This window comes from Salmonella sp. GDC200615 (genome assembly GCF_050574145.1).
Taxonomy (GTDB): Bacteria; Pseudomonadota; Gammaproteobacteria; order Enterobacterales; family Enterobacteriaceae; genus Salmonella; species Salmonella enterica.
Map to the genome: position 1 here is coordinate 4,375,215 of NZ_CP192247.1, position 15,932 is coordinate 4,391,146.

The 15,932-nt window shown below is 52.8% G+C and carries 16 protein-coding genes; 5 read left to right on the forward strand and 11 right to left on the reverse strand.

Annotated features, from left to right (window positions below):
• Positions 1 to 38 precede the first annotated feature (38 nt).
• Together ACQ29O_RS21210 and metE are read right to left on the reverse strand one after the other, a co-directional pair.
• Positions 39 to 1,382: an anaerobic sulfatase maturase gene (locus tag ACQ29O_RS21210; RefSeq protein WP_000017940.1), complete on the reverse strand. Its 1,344-nt coding sequence runs from the start codon at positions 1,380 to 1,382 to the stop codon at positions 39 to 41.
• Positions 1,383 to 1,725: 343 nt separating this feature from the next.
• Positions 1,726 to 3,990 (reverse strand): 5-methyltetrahydropteroyltriglutamate--homocysteine S-methyltransferase, encoded by a 2,265-nt coding sequence (gene metE / locus ACQ29O_RS21215; protein WP_000154186.1) that lies wholly within the window; start codon positions 3,988 to 3,990, stop codon positions 1,726 to 1,728.
• 248 nt (positions 3,991 to 4,238) lie between these two features.
• On the opposite strand from metE, the gene metR reads away from it, so the two are divergent.
• Entirely contained in the window at positions 4,239 to 5,192 is a 954-nt protein-coding gene (gene metR / locus ACQ29O_RS21220) for an HTH-type transcriptional regulator MetR (protein WP_000569790.1), read from the forward strand.
• Here metR and ACQ29O_RS21225 read toward each other — a convergent pair.
• The 3 genes from ACQ29O_RS21225 to pldB form a co-directional block, all read right to left on the reverse strand.
• Complete coding sequence (locus ACQ29O_RS21225) at positions 5,080 to 5,979, reverse strand: carboxylate/amino acid/amine transporter (protein ID WP_001196254.1); 900 nt, start codon at positions 5,977 to 5,979, stop codon at positions 5,080 to 5,082. The two genes, metR and ACQ29O_RS21225, sit on opposite strands and share 113 nt — an antisense overlap.
• 80 nt (positions 5,980 to 6,059) lie before the next feature.
• Positions 6,060 to 6,860, reverse strand: a complete 801-nt coding sequence (gene yigL, locus ACQ29O_RS21230) for a sugar/pyridoxal phosphate phosphatase YigL (RefSeq protein ID WP_000285340.1) — start codon at positions 6,858 to 6,860, stop codon at positions 6,060 to 6,062.
• A 15-nt stretch (positions 6,861 to 6,875) separates the two neighbouring features.
• Positions 6,876 to 7,892, reverse strand: a complete 1,017-nt coding sequence (gene pldB, locus ACQ29O_RS21235; protein ID WP_000487682.1) for a lysophospholipase L2 — start codon at positions 7,890 to 7,892, stop codon at positions 6,876 to 6,878.
• 110 nt (positions 7,893 to 8,002) lie between these two features.
• Between pldB and rhtB the strand changes: the two genes are divergently transcribed.
• Positions 8,003 to 8,623 (forward strand): homoserine/homoserine lactone efflux protein, encoded by a 621-nt coding sequence (gene rhtB / locus ACQ29O_RS21240; protein ID WP_000142528.1) that lies wholly within the window; start codon positions 8,003 to 8,005, stop codon positions 8,621 to 8,623.
• Between the two features lie 39 nt (positions 8,624 to 8,662).
• Here the strand turns inward: rhtB and rhtC are convergent, their stop codons facing one another.
• From rhtC to pldA, 3 genes are all read right to left on the reverse strand, one after another.
• Positions 8,663 to 9,283: a threonine export protein RhtC gene (gene rhtC, locus ACQ29O_RS21245; protein ID WP_000980080.1), complete on the reverse strand. Its 621-nt coding sequence runs from the start codon at positions 9,281 to 9,283 to the stop codon at positions 8,663 to 8,665.
• 63 nt (positions 9,284 to 9,346) lie between these two features.
• Complete coding sequence (recQ, locus tag ACQ29O_RS21250) at positions 9,347 to 11,176, reverse strand: ATP-dependent DNA helicase RecQ (protein ID WP_001747157.1); 1,830 nt, start codon at positions 11,174 to 11,176, stop codon at positions 9,347 to 9,349.
• An 83-nt stretch (positions 11,177 to 11,259) separates the two neighbouring features.
• A complete protein-coding gene (gene pldA / locus ACQ29O_RS21255) occupies positions 11,260 to 12,129 on the reverse strand; it encodes a phospholipase A (RefSeq protein ID WP_001201692.1) in 870 nt (289 codons plus the stop codon).
• 164 nt (positions 12,130 to 12,293) lie between these two features.
• Here pldA and yigI point away from each other — a divergent pair, with 164 nt between their 5' ends.
• Positions 12,294 to 12,761: an acyl-CoA thioesterase YigI gene (yigI, locus tag ACQ29O_RS21260; RefSeq protein WP_001277136.1), complete on the forward strand. Its 468-nt coding sequence runs from the start codon at positions 12,294 to 12,296 to the stop codon at positions 12,759 to 12,761.
• Positions 12,762 to 12,804: 43 nt separating this feature from the next.
• Positions 12,805 to 13,692 carry an EamA family transporter RarD gene (rarD, locus tag ACQ29O_RS21265; protein WP_000339081.1) on the forward strand — a complete coding sequence of 296 codons (888 nt, stop codon included), beginning with the start codon at positions 12,805 to 12,807 and terminating at the stop codon, positions 13,690 to 13,692.
• A 39-nt stretch (positions 13,693 to 13,731) separates the two neighbouring features.
• Here rarD and ACQ29O_RS21270 read toward each other — a convergent pair whose 3' ends face one another.
• The gene (locus tag ACQ29O_RS21270) at positions 13,732 to 14,028 is read right to left on the reverse strand and encodes a hypothetical protein (protein WP_001170054.1); all 297 of its coding nucleotides are present in this window, start codon (positions 14,026 to 14,028) and stop codon (positions 13,732 to 13,734) included.
• A gap of 174 nt (positions 14,029 to 14,202) precedes the next feature.
• On the opposite strand from ACQ29O_RS21270, the gene ACQ29O_RS21275 reads away from it, so the two are divergent.
• Positions 14,203 to 14,583 carry a hypothetical protein gene (locus ACQ29O_RS21275; protein ID WP_000619296.1) on the forward strand — a complete coding sequence of 127 codons (381 nt, stop codon included), beginning with the start codon at positions 14,203 to 14,205 and terminating at the stop codon, positions 14,581 to 14,583.
• A 47-nt stretch (positions 14,584 to 14,630) separates the two neighbouring features.
• Here ACQ29O_RS21275 and corA read toward each other — a convergent pair whose 3' ends face one another.
• Together corA and ysgD are read right to left on the reverse strand one after the other, a co-directional pair.
• Complete coding sequence (corA, locus tag ACQ29O_RS21280; protein WP_000947139.1) at positions 14,631 to 15,581, reverse strand: magnesium/cobalt transporter CorA; 951 nt, start codon at positions 15,579 to 15,581, stop codon at positions 14,631 to 14,633.
• Between the two features lie 155 nt (positions 15,582 to 15,736).
• On the reverse strand, positions 15,737 to 15,793 hold the full coding sequence (ysgD, locus tag ACQ29O_RS21285) for a YsgD/CorL family protein (RefSeq protein WP_212723238.1): 57 nt from the start codon (positions 15,791 to 15,793) through the stop codon (positions 15,737 to 15,739).
• Positions 15,794 to 15,932 lie beyond the last annotated feature (139 nt).

Here is a 15,932-nt window from a genome sequence, read left to right on the forward strand (position 1 = left end):
GTCGGTGTAGGCTCAACAAATCGTCATCGCCACGTTAGCTATGCTTTACCACAGCATTTTTTATATTTTTTGCCTCTGCCGCAGGGACAGAGATGGTTACGACTGACGGCTCCTGTGTCTTTACGCGCGTCCTGCGCCAGCCAGCGCATGATCGATGCCATCGGATAGCCTTGCGCCAGCAGCTCCCGCCAGACATTCATATACGGCGTAACGTGCTGGAAAAAATGTTTATAGCCCGCACACAAGTAATTATGCGCAGGATGACCGGACGGCGAGACGGCAAAGCGATGCTTCGGACAGCCGCCATGACACGCAAAGCGGTAGTCACAGCGACGACAATCGGCGGTCAGGGTCTCCCGCTTGGCCTCGCCAAACGCAATAGCCCGCTCGCTATTATTTAAGGTTTTGATGCTGTGCTGGTGGATATTCCCCAGCAGATGCTCCGGGTAGACAAAGTGGTCACAGTTGTAGAGATCGCCGTTCGACTCCAACGCGAAGGCATGTCCACAAGTCTCGGAATGTACACACAGTACCGGCTGCTGCGCCGTCCAGGCGGCTAACGCCACGTCAAACATCTGCACATAGACGCGGTCTACGTCGCGACGAACCCAGATATCAAAGATCTGGTTGAGAAATTCGCCATATTGCCACGACGGTACCGTCCATGGCGCCAGCTTTGCCGCGCTTTCGCCGGGCATCACCAGATTAAGTACCGATGAGTTATCGGTGCTCATTCGCTCCACCAGCGGGATAAACTGAATAAAACGCGATCCCGCCGCCAGAAGAAATTCGTAGACGTCTGCTGCATGACCGACGTTATGTTTTCCCACGACGGTTAAGGTATTAAAGTCGACATGGTGCGCTTTAAGCCGCGCCATTGCTGCGACGACCTGTTCATGAGTTCCTTTTCCAGCGCGATTAAGCCGATAGTGGTTGTGTAACGACGCCGGGCCGTCGATAGAGAGACCGATGAGAAAATGCTGTTCAGCGAAAAAGCGCGCCCACTCGTCATTCACCAGGATGCCGTTCGTCTGCAACGCATGAGTGATTTTTCGCCCATCGCCGTACTTTTCACATAATGCGACAACCCGGCGGAAAAACGGTAGCCCCATCATGGTCGGTTCGCCGCCCTGCCAGGCAAAGTCAATGCGGTCGCCACTCTGCGCGGCAATATGCTGGCGTATAAATTGTTCCAGCGTCTCGTCCGACATCCGCCAGTTTTTATTGCGTTCCGGGTACAGCGCCTCTTTTTCAAGATAGAAGCAATATGTGCAATCAATATTGCAGATCGCGCCGCCGGGTTTGGCCATTACGTGACAACCTGCTACCGCCATGTCAGACATCTCCGTTAAAAAATAAGGTTCACCAGCGCCATGAGACAATGCGACGTTTATCGTCGCCAGGGAACATAACAGAATGGAAAACCTCGTTTTGTGCTATGAGAGCGCTGGGCGATCATGACAGGAAAAACGATCTGCGAGGCAATAAAATCCGCCGCGCTGCTTCCGGGGACGCTATCCGCCTGGTTGTCATTCATACGGAGAACCTTTTTATTATCAAGATCGCCAAATAGCCAGATCCTGAAAAAGACAGCGCGGAAAATAAGAAAAAGGGAAATGAGAAAAAAGAGGAGATAGAGGCGCTGTTAATCAGGTCAGGCACGGGCGCTACCCGTCAAAGGGTAGCGCCGCATTGCTGCCGGATAAACGCAGCGGCCAGGATGGGTTATTTCGCCTGACGCAGATTGTGCGCCGCTTTGACCATGTTCGCTAACGCCGCGCGGGTTTCAGGCCAACCGCGAGTTTTCAGACCGCAGTCCGGATTCACCCACAGGCGTTGTGCCGGTATACGCTGTGCCGCCTTCTTCAGCAGGGCTTCAATCCACTCGACGCTCGGCACGTTCGGCGAGTGAATATCGTACACGCCCGGCCCGATTTCGTTCGGGTAGTCGAACGCTTCGAACGACTCCAGCAACTCCATATCCGAGCGGGAGGTCTCAATGGTGATCACATCCGCATCCAGCGCGGCGATCGAATCCATAATGTCGTTGAACTCGCAGTAACACATGTGGGTGTGGATCTGGGTTTCATCCTTCGCCACCGCCGCGTTGATGCGGAAGGCTTCCACACCCCATTCCAGATAGGCGTCCCAGTCGCTGCGACGCAGCGGTAAACCTTCACGCAGCGCCGGTTCGTCAATCTGAATAATCCCGATCCCCGCCGCCTCCAGATCCGCGACTTCATCACGCAGCGCCAGCGCAATCTGTTTCGCAATCGTTTCGCGGGTCACGTCTTCGCGGGGGAATGACCAGCAAAGAATAGTCACCGGGCCGGTCAACATCCCTTTTACCGGCTTGTCGGTCAGCGACTGGGCATATTTCGCCCACTCCACGGTAATCGGTGCCGGACGGCTGATATCGCCAATCACTACCGGCGGTTTCACACAGCGGGAGCCATAGCTTTGCACCCAACCATCCTGGGTAAAGACGAAGCCGTCCAGATGCTCGCCGAAGTATTCCACCATGTCGTTTCGCTCGGCTTCGCCGTGTACCAGCACATCCAGCCCTAAACGCTCCTGCTCGATGATAGCCTGTTTGATATGTTCGGCGATGCCGGTGCGGTAGTTGTTCGCGTCGAGGTTGCCCTTTTTGAAGTCCAGACGCAGACCGCGAATTTCCGTGGTTTGCGGGAACGAACCGATAGTCGTCGTCGGCCAGGCGGGAAGTTTAAAGCGGGCGCGTTGCGCTTCAGCGCGCACCTCATACGGATTCTCACGCTGGCTGGCCTGCGCGGTGATCGCCGCCAAGCGTTTTTCTACCGCGGCATTATGTACGCGGCGGGAGTGACGACGAGCCTGAATCGGTGCGCTCCATTCCTCAAGTGCCGCCGTTTCGCCGCTGTTCAGCGCATCGCGCAGCAACGCCAGTTCACCGCATTTTTGCAGCGCAAAGGCAAACCAGCTTTTAACTTCCGTATCCAAACGCGTTTCGACGCTGAGATCGATCGGGCTGTGCAGCAAAGAGCAGGAGGATGCTACCCACAGCGCGCGTTTGCCCACAATGGCGTTAATCTGCGCGTATTTTTCGGTCAAATCGGCGCGCCAGACATTACGCCCGTTAATCAAGCCTGCGGAGAGCAGCCAGTCGACCGGCAGACGTTGATGCAGTTCCGCTACATCATCTTTGCCATGAATGAGGTCAACATGTAACCCCTGTACCGGTAGCGCGATAATAGTGTCCAGGTTTGGCGTCACGCCTTCAAAATAGGTCGTCAGCAACAGCTTCACCTGGCCGGCGAGCGCGTCGTAAGCCGGTTTGAAGGCATCCAGCCACGCCTGCGGCAGTTCCAGCACCAGTGCTGGCTCATCAATTTGGACCCACTCAACACCACGCTTCGCCAGCTCAGCCAGCACGTGCTGATACACCGGCAAAATGTCTTTCAGCAACGTCAGGCGGTCAAACGGCTCGCCTTTCACTTTACCCAGCCACAGATACGTGACAGGCCCCAGCAGTACGGGTTTGATCTTATGCCCCAGCGCCAGCGCTTCGTCCACTTCCTCCAGCAACTGTGTCCAGGTAAGCCTGAACTGCTGGCCTTTGCTGAACTCCGGTACTATGTAGTGATAGTTAGTATTAAACCATTTGGTCATTTCCGCTGCCGCCGCCGGTTCGCCGGTTGGCGCGCGACCGCGGCCAATGCGGAACAGAGTGTCGATGTCCACGGAACCGTCGTTGTTCTGATGACGAGCCGGCACATTGCCTAACAGCAGGCTGGTGGTCAGAACATGGTCGTACCAGGCAAAGTCGCCTACCGGTAACAGGTCAATACCCGCTTGTTTCTGCTGCTCCCAGTGACGCGCGCGCAGTTCGCGGCCTACCGCCAGTAACGCTTCACGCGTTGAGTTCCCCGCCCAGTAGCTCTCTTGCGCTTTTTTCAGCTCGCGACGCAGGCCAACGCGAGGAAAACCGAGGGTATGAGTCAATATTGTCATTTTACTTCCTCTCTTATTTTATTGAATCTGAAAGTAAAACTCTAAATAGTTCGGCTTGCAGGAAGGCGGCGACACAGCGCATCCCCAGGAGCTTACTGAAGTAAGTGACTGGGGTAAGCAAGGAAGCCAACGCATCTGCAAGTCGAAATATGACGAGTTTTAGACGTCTGGATGTTTACACATCCATAATGTAAAGGTACTGTATATTCCTCAAGCGCAATTTGTTCATGGCGAAGTGAAGGACTTTCATGATCGAAATTAAACATCTGAAAACACTCCAGGCATTGCGGAATAGTGGATCGCTGGCTGCCGCGGCGGCGGTGCTGCACCAGACCCAATCCGCTCTGTCTCATCAGTTCAGCGATCTGGAACAACGCCTTGGCTTCCGCCTGTTCGTGCGTAAAAGCCAGCCGCTGCGCTTTACGCCGCAGGGGGAAGTTCTGCTGCAACTGGCAAACCAGGTGCTGCCGCAAATCAGCCGTGCGCTGCAGGCGTGCAACGAACCGCAGCAAACTCGTCTGCGCATCGCTATTGAATGTCATAGCTGTATTCAGTGGCTGACCCCGGCGCTGGAAAACTTCCGTGCAAGCTGGCCGCAGGTAGAAATGGATTTCACATCCGGCGTCACTTTTGATCCGCAACCGGCCTTGCAACAAGGCGAGCTGGATTTGGTGATGACGTCGGATATTTTGCCGCGCAGCGGGCTGCATTATTCGCCGATGTTTGATTTTGAAGTCCGACTGGTGCTGGCGCCCGACCATCCGCTGGCCAGCAAAACGCAGATTACGCCGGAAGATTTAGCCAGCGAAACGCTGTTGATTTACCCGGTGCAGCGCAGCCGACTGGATGTCTGGCGACATTTCCTGCAACCGGCGGGTACCAGTCCGCTGCTGAAAAGCGTGGATAATACGCTACTGCTGATTCAGATGGTGGCGGCCAGAATGGGCATTGCCGCCCTGCCGCACTGGGTGGTGGAAAGCGTTGAGCGCCAGGGTCTGGTGGTGACCAAAACCCTGGGCGATGGTCTGTGGAGCCGCCTGTATGCCGCCGTGCGCGACGGCGACCAGCGTCAGGCGGTGACCGAGGCGTTTATTCGCTCGACGCGGGATCACGCCTGCGATCATCTGCCGTTTGTGCGGAGCGCGGAGCGACCCATTTTCGATGCACCCACAGCGAAGCCAGGATCACAGCCGCGCCTGTAATAAAGCTTGGCCAGTGGGGCTGCTGATGCCAGATGGCAAGATTAACCAGTAGTCCTGCGGGAACATGCATATTATTCATGATACCCAGCGTCCCGGCATCTACCTGGGTAGCGCCATAGTTCCACATAAAGTAGCCAATGCCGGACGCCACCACGCCGAGAAACACCAGAATGCTCCATTGCAGCGTGGTTTCCGGCAGCTTTTGCGCGTTCCCCAACAGCGACCACGCCACCGCCGCCACCAAAAACGCCCCCAGATAGAACCATGCAAAGGCGTTGTGCTGCGGCATGGGACGGGTCTCCATCAGACGTTTATACCCCACCATTCCGATAGCGAAACTGATATTAGAAAGCTGCACCAGGAGCAAACCGACCCAAAAATGGTCGGTCACGCGATCGTAGCGAATAATCCCGGCGCCAATCACCGCCAGCAACGCGCTAAATGCATAGCCCCAGCGCAAACGACGCTGACTCATCACATCGTAAATCAGCGTGATATAGAGCGGCGTCAGAACGGTAAACAGCAGCAGTTCGGATACGGTCAGGTAGAGGTAAGCATGGAAGCTCAACATATACATGATGCCAAGCTGCATCGCCCCCACCAGCATATACAGGCTGATGGTTTTTAGGTTGTGCCCGCGAGAACGCAAAAACGGCAGAAAAACGAGCGCCGCCAGCCCAACGCGTATCAGCACCGCGAAATAGCTATCGACATGCCCGGCAAGATACTCGCCAAATAGACTAAAGGAGAAAGCCCACAGGATAGTGGTAATGATGAGTAGCGCCACAATGGATGTCTCTTAAAACAGGGAACACCCATTGTAGCGGAGAGTGAAGTTGACAACTGGTCAACTAACAAACAATCACATCAGCGTAAGAAAAGATCGCGCAGGTAATGCGGCACGGCGTTATCCGCGTTGATGCCGATCACCTCAAGTTCGGGATACAGGTCTTTCAGACGCTGGTGCGCATTGCCCATGATGCAGCCTTTGCCCGCCATCGTGAGCATTTCAGCGTCGTTCATTCCGTCGCCAAAGGCGATACACTCTTTCAGGCTGTACCCCATCGCCTGAGCGACCGCTTCCAGCGCATGACCTTTCGACACTCCGCCCGCCATCACTTCCAGACAGGTTAGCGTAGAGAAGCTCACGTTTACCCGATCGCCCCAGCGCGCGTTAATCGCCTGCTCCAGCGGCAACAACTTTTCATGAGTGTCGCTGGTGAAAAACACTTTGCTGACGCCCTCCGGCTCCAGCAGCGCAGGCTCAAACAGCGAGTAGTTAAATACCGCCTCTTTGAAAAAACGCATTTCATCGGGGCGATGACGATTCATAAACCATTCGTCGTCGCGATAAACGTTAGTCACGATGTCCGGGTTCTCATTCACCACCCCGAACAGGTCGCTGGCAATGTCGCTGTCCAGATTATGCGTAAAAACCAAATTCCCGTCGGTATCGTGCACTCGCGCGCCGTTGGAGGTGATCATGTAAGACTTGATTTCAAGATTATCGCGGATTTGCCCTACATCGACATGATGACGACCAGTGGCAAAGACAAAATGGATGCCGCGTGCGGTCAACAGCTTCAGAGTCTCTTTGGCATAAGGGGACAACGTATGGTCGGGGGAGAGCAGCGTGCCATCTAAATCAGACGCAACAACCTGATACATAATAAAATTTAACCTCTAAGCAAAGCGATTTCCGCTGGATAAATTAGGCTTGTTGAAAAATTCAACAATGGCGTTAAGCGCGACTGAGCGCATGGCGTCCTTTTCAAAAAGGATCTCATGGTACGCGCCTTTGATAACCAGCGGTTTTCCCCCTTCACAAGGGTATCCCGCCGCGGCGCGAATTTCACAAAAACGATCGTGGGTGCGGTTATCCACTACCCGCTCTTCTTCCGCCTGAATCAGTAGCGTAGGCGTCGTGTCATCGCTCGCCCCAGCCAGAACCTGCTCACCCGCCAGAATGCCTTCGCGTACCCAATGCCAGGTGGGGCCGCCAACGCGCAGCTGCGGCTCGTCGGCATAAAATCGTAAGTTGCGCTGATAACGCTGGCGGCTGTGGGTCAGCGCATTCATCCCAAACGGCAACGCCCGCCACTGACCGGTACCAATAGCGTAATCTTCACGGATACGCTGGTGCCCCTCGGCCCAGTCGAGAATATGGCGCACCATAAAGGAAGGCAAGCGTATCACAATACCAAACATCGGCGCGGTGAGCGCAATAGCGTCGCACCGCACACGATGGCGTTGCAGGAACAGGGTGGCTATCGCGCCCCCCATTGAGTGCGCCAGGATATAACGCTTACGCCACGGCCCCAGCTCAATTTCCTGCTGCCAGAACGCCGCTAAGTCCTCAACATAATCGTTAAAATGATCAACGTGGCCCCGATGCGGGTCCGATAACATCCGCCCGGAGCGCCCTTGACCACGGTGGTCGATGATGAAGATATCAAAACCGAGATGAAAAAGGTCATACGCCAGTTCAGCGTATTTTACATAACTCTCAATGCGGCCAGGACAAATGACGATCGTCCGATCGTTAGAATCATTCCGAAAACGGACAAAGCGCACCGGAATGTTACCCACGCCGATAAACTCCGCCTCTTCCCGCTGACGCCAGAAGTCGGTCAGCGGCCCCATAGCAAAAGCGGCAAACGCATTTTCTCTTGTTTCCCAGTCATTTTGCTGCTGAAACATCGGGTTTTCGGCCTCGTTTACCAGGTAAAATCGTTTTTTGCGTCGTGCCTGACACAACACAGCGGCAGTAGCGTATTGTGGCACAAAAACAGACAACCAGGGAGTTTCGCATGACCTTTGAATGGTGGTTCGCCTATCTACTGACCTCAACTCTGCTGAGTCTTTCTCCGGGTTCAGGCGCCATCAATACCATGACGACGTCTATCAACCATGGATATCGTGGCGCAGTGGCTTCTATCGCCGGACTCCAGACCGGGCTGGGGATACATATCGTACTGGTGGGCGTCGGACTGGGTACGCTCTTTTCGCGCTCGCTCCTCGCTTTTGAAATTCTGAAATGGGCTGGCGCGGCTTATCTTATCTGGCTGGGTATCCAGCAATGGCGCGCCGCAGGCGCTATCGATCTGCATACCCTCGCCCAGACGCAATCGCGGGGTCGGCTGTTCAAACGGGCGATATTTGTCAATCTAACCAATCCCAAAAGTATTGTCTTTCTTGCCGCCCTGTTTCCGCAATTCATCATGCCGCAGCAACCGCAACTGGCGCAGTACCTCATTCTCGGCGTCACCACGATTGTGGTGGATATGGTTGTGATGACCGGTTACGCCACACTGGCGCAGCGCATTGCCGCCTGGATTAAAGGACCAAAGCAGATGAAGGCGCTGAATAAAGCGTTTGGTTCGTTGTTTATGCTGGTAGGCGCGCTCCTGGCGTCGGCAAGACACGCGTGATAGTCGTGCCGGATGATGTTTATCCGGCCCGGAGGTAAATTAGCGCGAAATAATCAGGTGAATACCAAAGCCCGCAAACAGAGCGCCGGCAAAGCCATCAATCCATTTCGCCAGACGCTGATAGCCACGGCGCATTTTCGGCAGCGCGAACAGGCTGGCGACTACGGTAAACCAGGCCAGCGTTTCCAGGGTGATTAACGCGAAAATACCCCAGCGCGCCGCAGCGCCGACGTTATCGCCGACAAAAAGTGAAAAAACGGAACCAAAATAGATAATCGCTTTAGGATTCGACAGATTGGTCAGCAGCCCTTTGAGAAAGCTGCGCCCGCTCTGCGCCAGTTCAATGTGCGGAGAAGACGCCGCCGCATCCTGTTTTTTCAGCGCGCCGCGCAGCATCTGATAGCCCATCCAGCACAGGTACAGGCCGCCGCCTACCATAATGATCGTATGCAGCCAGGCCATTTTTTCGATGATGAGATGCAGGCCAAGCAGCGCCACGCCCGCCCATACCATCACGCCGCAGGTGATGCCCAGTACGCCCATCATCGCTTCTTTACGCGAACGGCTGACAGCAGTTTGAGACACGAAGAAAAAGTCGGGGCCGGGGCTCATTAGCGCAACGATGTGCACCATTGCCACGGTGAAAAATAGCATCATCATAAAAATGGCTCGCGGGGAAATAGTTCAGTGAGTCACCATCCTGGCACTTTTTTGCCGGGCTGACTACTCTTCGTCATCACCATCGACATGCGCGCGGATGAGCGCCATAAATTCTTTCCCGAAGCGCTCCAGTTTGCGCATCCCAACCCCGTTAACGCTTAACATCTCGCTGGCGGAAACCGGCATCTGTTCCGCCATTTCTATCAACGTGGCGTCGTTAAAGACCACATACGGCGGGATATTCTCTTCATCAGCGATAGCTTTACGCAGCTTGCGCAACTTAGCGAACAATTTGCGATCGTAATTACCGCCGAACGATTTCTGCATCACGCGGGGTTTGAGGGCGACGATGCGCGGCACCGCAAGCTTTAGCGGAACGTCTCCACGGAGTACCGGACGCGCGGCATCCGTCAACTGTAATGCGGAGTGCTGCGCAATATTTTGCATTACCAGCCCCAGATGAATGAGCTGGCGAATCACGCTCACCCAGTGCTCATGGCTCTTTTCGCGTCCCATGCCATAAACCTTGAGTTTGTCATAACCGAAATCGCGGATGCGTTGGTTATTCGCGCCGCGGATCACCTCGACAACGTAGCCCATGCCAAAACGCTGGTTAACCCGACCAATGGTAGAAAGCGCAATCTGGGCATCGTTTAAGCCATCATATTGTTTGGGCGGATCGAGACAGATATCGCAGTTGCCGCACGGTTCTTGTCGGCCTTCGCCAAAGTAATTAAGCAATACCAGGCGGCGGCAGGTTTGCGCTTCAGCAAAAGCGCCCATCGCATTCAGTTTATGCCGTTCAATATCCTGAAGCTGTCCGGCTGGTTTCTCTTCCAGACAACGACGTAGCCAGGCCATGTCAGCCGGATCGTAAAATAGCATGGCTTCCGCAGGCAGTCCGTCGCGCCCGGCGCGGCCCGTTTCCTGATAGTAGGATTCAATATTACGCGGGATATCGAAATGCACGACGAAACGTACGTTAGGTTTGTTTATGCCCATTCCAAAAGCGACGGTCGCCACCACGATTTGCAGATCGTCGCGCTGAAATTTTTCCTGCACATCGGCGCGAATAGCGTTTTCCAGCCCCGCATGATAGGCCGCCGCGCTAATGCCGCGACTTTGCAAGCGCGCGGCGGTATCTTCCACTTTCGCCCGACTGTTGCAGTAGATGATACCCGATTTGCCGCGTTGCTCCTGAACATAGCGCATTAGCTGGTCGAGCGGCTTAAACTTCTCCATCAGCATGTAGCGGATATTCGGTCGGTCAAAGCTACTGATCTGGATTAACGGATCGTTAAGCCCAAGCAGACGAATAATATCCAGGCGCGTGGTGTCGTCGGCGGTGGCGGTCAATGCCATAAACGGCAAAGCGGGAAAACGCTGGCGAAGCTGACCGAGCGCCGCATATTCCGGACGGAAATCATGTCCCCATTGCGAGATACAGTGCGCTTCATCCACCGCCAGCAATACCGGATTCCAGTGCGCCAGATGATCAAGAAAGTTGTCCAGCATCAGGCGTTCCGGCGCAATATACAGCAGACGAATCTGTCCGGTACGGCACCCCGCCATCACCTCAAGCTGCTGCTCGCGGCTTTGAGTGGAGTTCAGGCACGCCGCCGCCACCCCGTTCGCCAGTAGCTGATCGACCTGGTCTTTCATCAACGAGATCAGGGGCGAAACGACGACGGTCAACCCGTCCAGCAACAACGCGGGGATTTGATAGCACAGAGATTTGCCGCCGCCGGTGGGCATGACGACCAGACAGTCGCGACCGGAGAGCGCAGTATCAATAATCGCTTCCTGGCCCGGGCGAAACTGTTGGTAGCCAAAGGTTTCCTGCAAAACCTGTTTGGCCCCTGATTCCAGATTCAACACTTCCGCCTGCGCCACATTAACCCCGTTCACCATAAATCAAAACAGGCGCTATTTTCAGCGCCTGCGAGAGAAACTGCAATGTTTAAAACACAATCCAATCAGAAGATATCGTTAAGCATCACGCCGACGCCGACACGTGTCTGATTAAAATTATAGTCGATCAGCGATTCGCCATAGCCGCTGTACACCTGGGTATAAAGCCGGACATGTTTGGTGACCGGATAGCTTAATCCAACTTCCGCGCCGCCGTAGCCTGTATTCCAGTTGTACTGGCCTTTGGCGCTTAATACCGCCTCGCCCAGGTGATAACCGATTTTAAGCTGGTAATAACCCATATATTTGGTGATGTCCGGATTATCGTCGGTACTGCCAATCACGTACCACGGTTTGACCTCTACCAGCCAGTTACCGTTTTCGGCCATCAGACGGGTATACAGACGGTTCCAGCTACGCGAGGTGGGGTCCGAACGTCCGTTAGAGTCATGGTTGTAGCCCATCTCTACGTCGCGCAGCGTCCAGCCGGCAAAGCGATAATCGGTAGCAAAACCAAGAAAAAGCTGCGGTTCGTAGTTGGTTTCGCGAAACGGCGAAGACTCTTTACTGTTGGAAAGCTGCCACCAGGATTTCTGCGTATAGGAAGCGCCCAGTACCGAGTTCGGCCCCAGTATTCCGCGCCACAGCGGAAACGCCAAGCTCAACTGAAATTTCACTTCATCTTTACGTGCGTTTTCAGACCAGTTGTAGGTACTTATGGCCTCTTTGTTCAGATCGCTGGTGTTCGTGTAGATCAAGTAGTTCGTGTCATAAGGGTAAAGCGTAAAAGGGTTATCATGCTCCTGTAGCATGTTAGCGATGATACTTCCCCGTACTGCAGGCGCATCATGAACCTCTTTTATCGTAGCTTCTTGTGCATATGCCGCTAATGGCAGTAGCGTGGCTGGCAACAACCCTCTCAAAATCGCCCGCATTCTTGACGTTCTCCTGACGAAGTATTTTCAGCTTGAATCATTCTCTGCCAACCATTTTTACATATTTACACACATAGCCGTTAGTTATCCCTTCTTAAAGTAGAGAACAACAATTAAGAAGCATAATATCAACATTTCATTAACCAATGGAGTGTCAGGAATCTATGTCCGCTGTACTTACCGCTGAACAAGCTCTGAAATTAGTGGGTGAAATGTTTGTCTACCACATGCCGTTTAATCGGGCGTTAGGGCTGGAGCTGGAACGCTATGAAAAAGCGTTCGCCCAACTGGCCTTCAACAACCAGCCGATGATGGTCGGCAACTGGGCGCAAAGCATTTTACACGGCGGCGTGATCGCCTCTGCGCTGGATGTCGCCGCCGGACTGGTATGCGTCGGCAGCACGCTAACTCGCCACGAAACCATCAGCGAAGATGAACTACGCCAGCGCCTGTCGCGGATGGGAACGATTGACCTGCGCGTTGACTACCTGCGTCCGGGCAGAGGCAACCGCTTTACGGCCACCAGTAGCCTGCTGCGCGCAGGGAATAAAGTGGCCGTCGCCCGCGTGGAATTACACAATGAAGATCAGCTGTACATCGCCAGCGCCACCGCTACTTATATGGTGGGATAAAAGCAGGTAAACTGTTGTTACAATTCAGATACGAGTTTTCCGGATGGACGCAAAACAAACACGGCAGGGCGTATTACTCGCTCTTGCCGCCTATTTTATTTGGGGGATCGCCCCCGCGTATTTCAAGCTGATCTATTACGTTCCCGCAGATGAGATCCTGACGCACCGCGTGATTTGGTCATTTTTCTTTATGGTGGCGCTGCTTAGCGTCAGCCGGCAGTGGCGACAGGTTAAGCGCTTACTGAAAACGCCAAAGAAGATTTTCCTGCTGGCCCTGTCCGCCGTACTGGTCGGCGGTAACTGGCTATTATTCATTTGGGCGGTAAATAATCACCATATGCTGGAGGCCAGCCTGGGTTATTTCATTAATCCACTGGTTAACATCTTGCTGGGGATGATTTTTCTTGGCGAACGCTTCCGTCGAATGCAGTGGCTGGCGGTGATTCTGGCGGTGTGCGGCGTGCTGGTGCAACTCTGGACGTTTGGTTCACTGCCGATTATCGCGCTGGGGCTGGCGTTTAGTTTTGCGTTTTACGGCCTGGTGCGTAAGAAGATCGCCGTTGAAGCGCAGACGGGTATGCTGGTCGAAACGCTATGGCTGTTGCCGGTCGCGGCAATTTATCTGTTTGGCATCGCCGATAGCCCTACCAGCCATATGGGACAAAACGCACTATCGTTGAACTTGCTGTTAATGGCGGCGGGTGTGGTCACTACGATTCCGCTGCTGTGCTTCACCGGAGCGGCTACGCGTCTGCGTCTTTCTACACTGGGCTTTTTCCAGTATATCGGCCCAACGCTGATGTTTTTACTGGCGGTGACGTTTTATGGCGAAGTGCCGGGCGCGGATAAGATGGTGACATTTGCGTTTATCTGGGTCGCGCTGGCGATTTTCGTGATGGATGCGATTTATACGCAGCGGCGTAAGCATTAAATAATAAAATGGCAGCTATTATCTGGCTGCCATTTTATGTTATTTCTTCTTAGTAAATAGCAATACAATAAATAATATAATATTTGTTACTGGAAACACGCCCAACACACCAATAAACTTATTCCAACCAACAAACGTTAAATAGCGGGCATGAATCTGGCAAAAGCCGAATCCCAACGCTATTCCAATCCCCCTCAAATTTAATGAAGTACAAATCGACAGTACACCGAGCAGGACAATAGCAATCACCCACCATCCAATCCAAGCTTTAATGAATTCGGCTTTAGAAAAAGGGTCTTTACCAAAATAAATTTGCCAGAAATTTTTCTTTTGCATTTTATGAAATCCATTCATTGAAATTGTTAATTACCAGATAATATATTTAATTATTATCGATTGCTGTACAGCGTAATTATCATGACATTAATTACCATTGCTGTCATTAGAAAATTCAGTGTAATATATTTACATGTGAGATCTGAAGTTGGTTATCAATATGGAAAAAATAATATGATTAGGATTATTAAAGATATTTTTCACCCTTCCCCAAGGGATACATTGAAGCGAGCAAAATTTGTTATTTATACATTATCATCGTGGATAATATTATTTACTATAATGCCTAAAAACCAATATCTTAATTTAATATTTATTATTGCCAATACCTATATCCATATTAATATTGGCGCGAAGAGAATCAGAGATTCAGGTTGCAGGGCACTTTATTTCATCGCATTGTCTATAGGTGTAGATGTCTTCTGTACAGTCAGTGTCGCACTCAATGGGGCTGATTGCGATAACATTGGTATACAACTCAATATTGCCTGGGTAATACTCACAACACTACTGCTATCTTTCATCGCTTCTTCAAAACAAGAACTTTCCTCATGATGAAGAACTTCCAACGGACTGGCGGTTAAATCGCCAGTCCGTATATTTTACAACCAGTTCTTACGCTTAAAGTACAGATACGGCGCAAGCCCCGCCAGAATCATAAAGATAATCGCGCCTGGATAACCAAAGCTCCACTTAAGTTCCGGCATAAACTCGAAGTTCATCCCATAGCTGGAAGCGACCAGCGTCGGCGGCAGGAACACCACGGAAACCACCGAGAAGATTTTGATAATGCGGTTCTGCTCGATGTTGATGAACCCCATCGCCGCCTGCATCAGGAAGTTCACCTTCTGGAACAGCGATTCATTGTGCGGTAGCAGAGATTCGATATCGCGCAGGATCTCACGCGCCTGCTCCAGCTGTCCGCCCGGTAAGCGCGCCTTGCGCACCAGGAAGTTCAGCGCGCGCTGGGTATCCATCAGACACAGGCGTACTTTCCAGCCGATATCTTCCAGCTCCGCCAGCGTGGAGAGCGCTTCGTCGTATTCATCGCCCTGATGCCCTTCCATAATGACGCGGCTCAGTTTTTCCAGATCGCTGTAAATGTTTTCGATCTCATCCGCTAGCTGTTCAATTTTGGTTTCGAACAGATCGAGCAGTAATTCATAAGCATTACCGTCGACCATCGCCTGGCTGCGGGCGCGCATACGATACAAACGGAAGGCGGGCAGTTCACGTTCACGCAGCGTAAACAGACGGCCATCGCGAATAGTGAATGCCACCGTAGAGTTACCGGCATGATCTTCCGCATCTTCGAAGAAGAAGAAGGAGTGGATATGCAGTCCGTCTTCGTCTTCAAAGAAGCGCGCGGATGCTTCGATATCTTCCAGTTCAGGACGCGTCGCCAGACTCTGGCCCAGCTCAGATTGTACGCGCAATCGCTCGTCGTCGTCCGGTTCGACCAAATCGACCCATACGGCATCAATCAGGCTTTGTGACTCCTCGACTTCCAGCCGGGTCAGTCGGTTTTTTTCCAGTTGAAATGCGCTCAGCATGACCGGGACTCCCAATGCGTAAAAATATCGGACAGTTCAGATGGGCACACAGAAACAAATTGGGTTTCAGACCATTAAACAGCCTGACTCAACGCGACGGGAAAAAATGAAAGGTCGCTGACAACCGCTAAGGCTATCAGCAAAAAGGGATAGCCTTAGGAGTTGATCCTGGATGACAGGATAATGAGCCAGTATCTACTGGGTGTGTCCAAGGCGAATGTCCTCTTAGCGTAATCGTGGGCGCATGTTACGCCAGCAAAAATTTGCCGTCAACACGCAACGAAACGCGAAAAAGCAATAATTTCCCCTTATGCAGAAAGGTTAGCAGAGTGAGAGTATTTATCTATGATT

What these genes read in the sequence shown, in the direction of transcription:
- metE (WP_000154186.1), bottom strand. Translation starts at nt 3,990, where the DNA reads ATGACAATATTGACTCATACCCTCGGTTTTCCTCGCGTTGGCCTGCGT.
- metR (WP_000569790.1), top strand. Translation starts at nt 4,239, where the DNA reads ATGATCGAAATTAAACATCTGAAAACACTCCAGGCATTGCGGAATAGT.
- yigL (WP_000285340.1), bottom strand. Translation starts at nt 6,860, where the DNA reads ATGTATCAGGTTGTTGCGTCTGATTTAGATGGCACGCTGCTCTCCCCC.
- pldB (WP_000487682.1), bottom strand. Translation starts at nt 7,892, where the DNA reads ATGTTTCAGCAGCAAAATGACTGGGAAACAAGAGAAAATGCGTTTGCC.
- rhtB (WP_000142528.1), top strand. Translation starts at nt 8,003, where the DNA reads ATGACCTTTGAATGGTGGTTCGCCTATCTACTGACCTCAACTCTGCTG.
- rhtC (WP_000980080.1), bottom strand. Translation starts at nt 9,283, where the DNA reads ATGATGATGCTATTTTTCACCGTGGCAATGGTGCACATCGTTGCGCTA.
- pldA (WP_001201692.1), bottom strand. Translation starts at nt 12,129, where the DNA reads ATGCGGGCGATTTTGAGAGGGTTGTTGCCAGCCACGCTACTGCCATTA.
- yigI (WP_001277136.1), top strand. Translation starts at nt 12,294, where the DNA reads ATGTCCGCTGTACTTACCGCTGAACAAGCTCTGAAATTAGTGGGTGAA.
- rarD (WP_000339081.1), top strand. Translation starts at nt 12,805, where the DNA reads ATGGACGCAAAACAAACACGGCAGGGCGTATTACTCGCTCTTGCCGCC.
- ACQ29O_RS21270 (WP_001170054.1), bottom strand. Translation starts at nt 14,028, where the DNA reads ATGCAAAAGAAAAATTTCTGGCAAATTTATTTTGGTAAAGACCCTTTT.
- ACQ29O_RS21275 (WP_000619296.1), top strand. Translation starts at nt 14,203, where the DNA reads ATGATTAGGATTATTAAAGATATTTTTCACCCTTCCCCAAGGGATACA.
- corA (WP_000947139.1), bottom strand. Translation starts at nt 15,581, where the DNA reads ATGCTGAGCGCATTTCAACTGGAAAAAAACCGACTGACCCGGCTGGAA.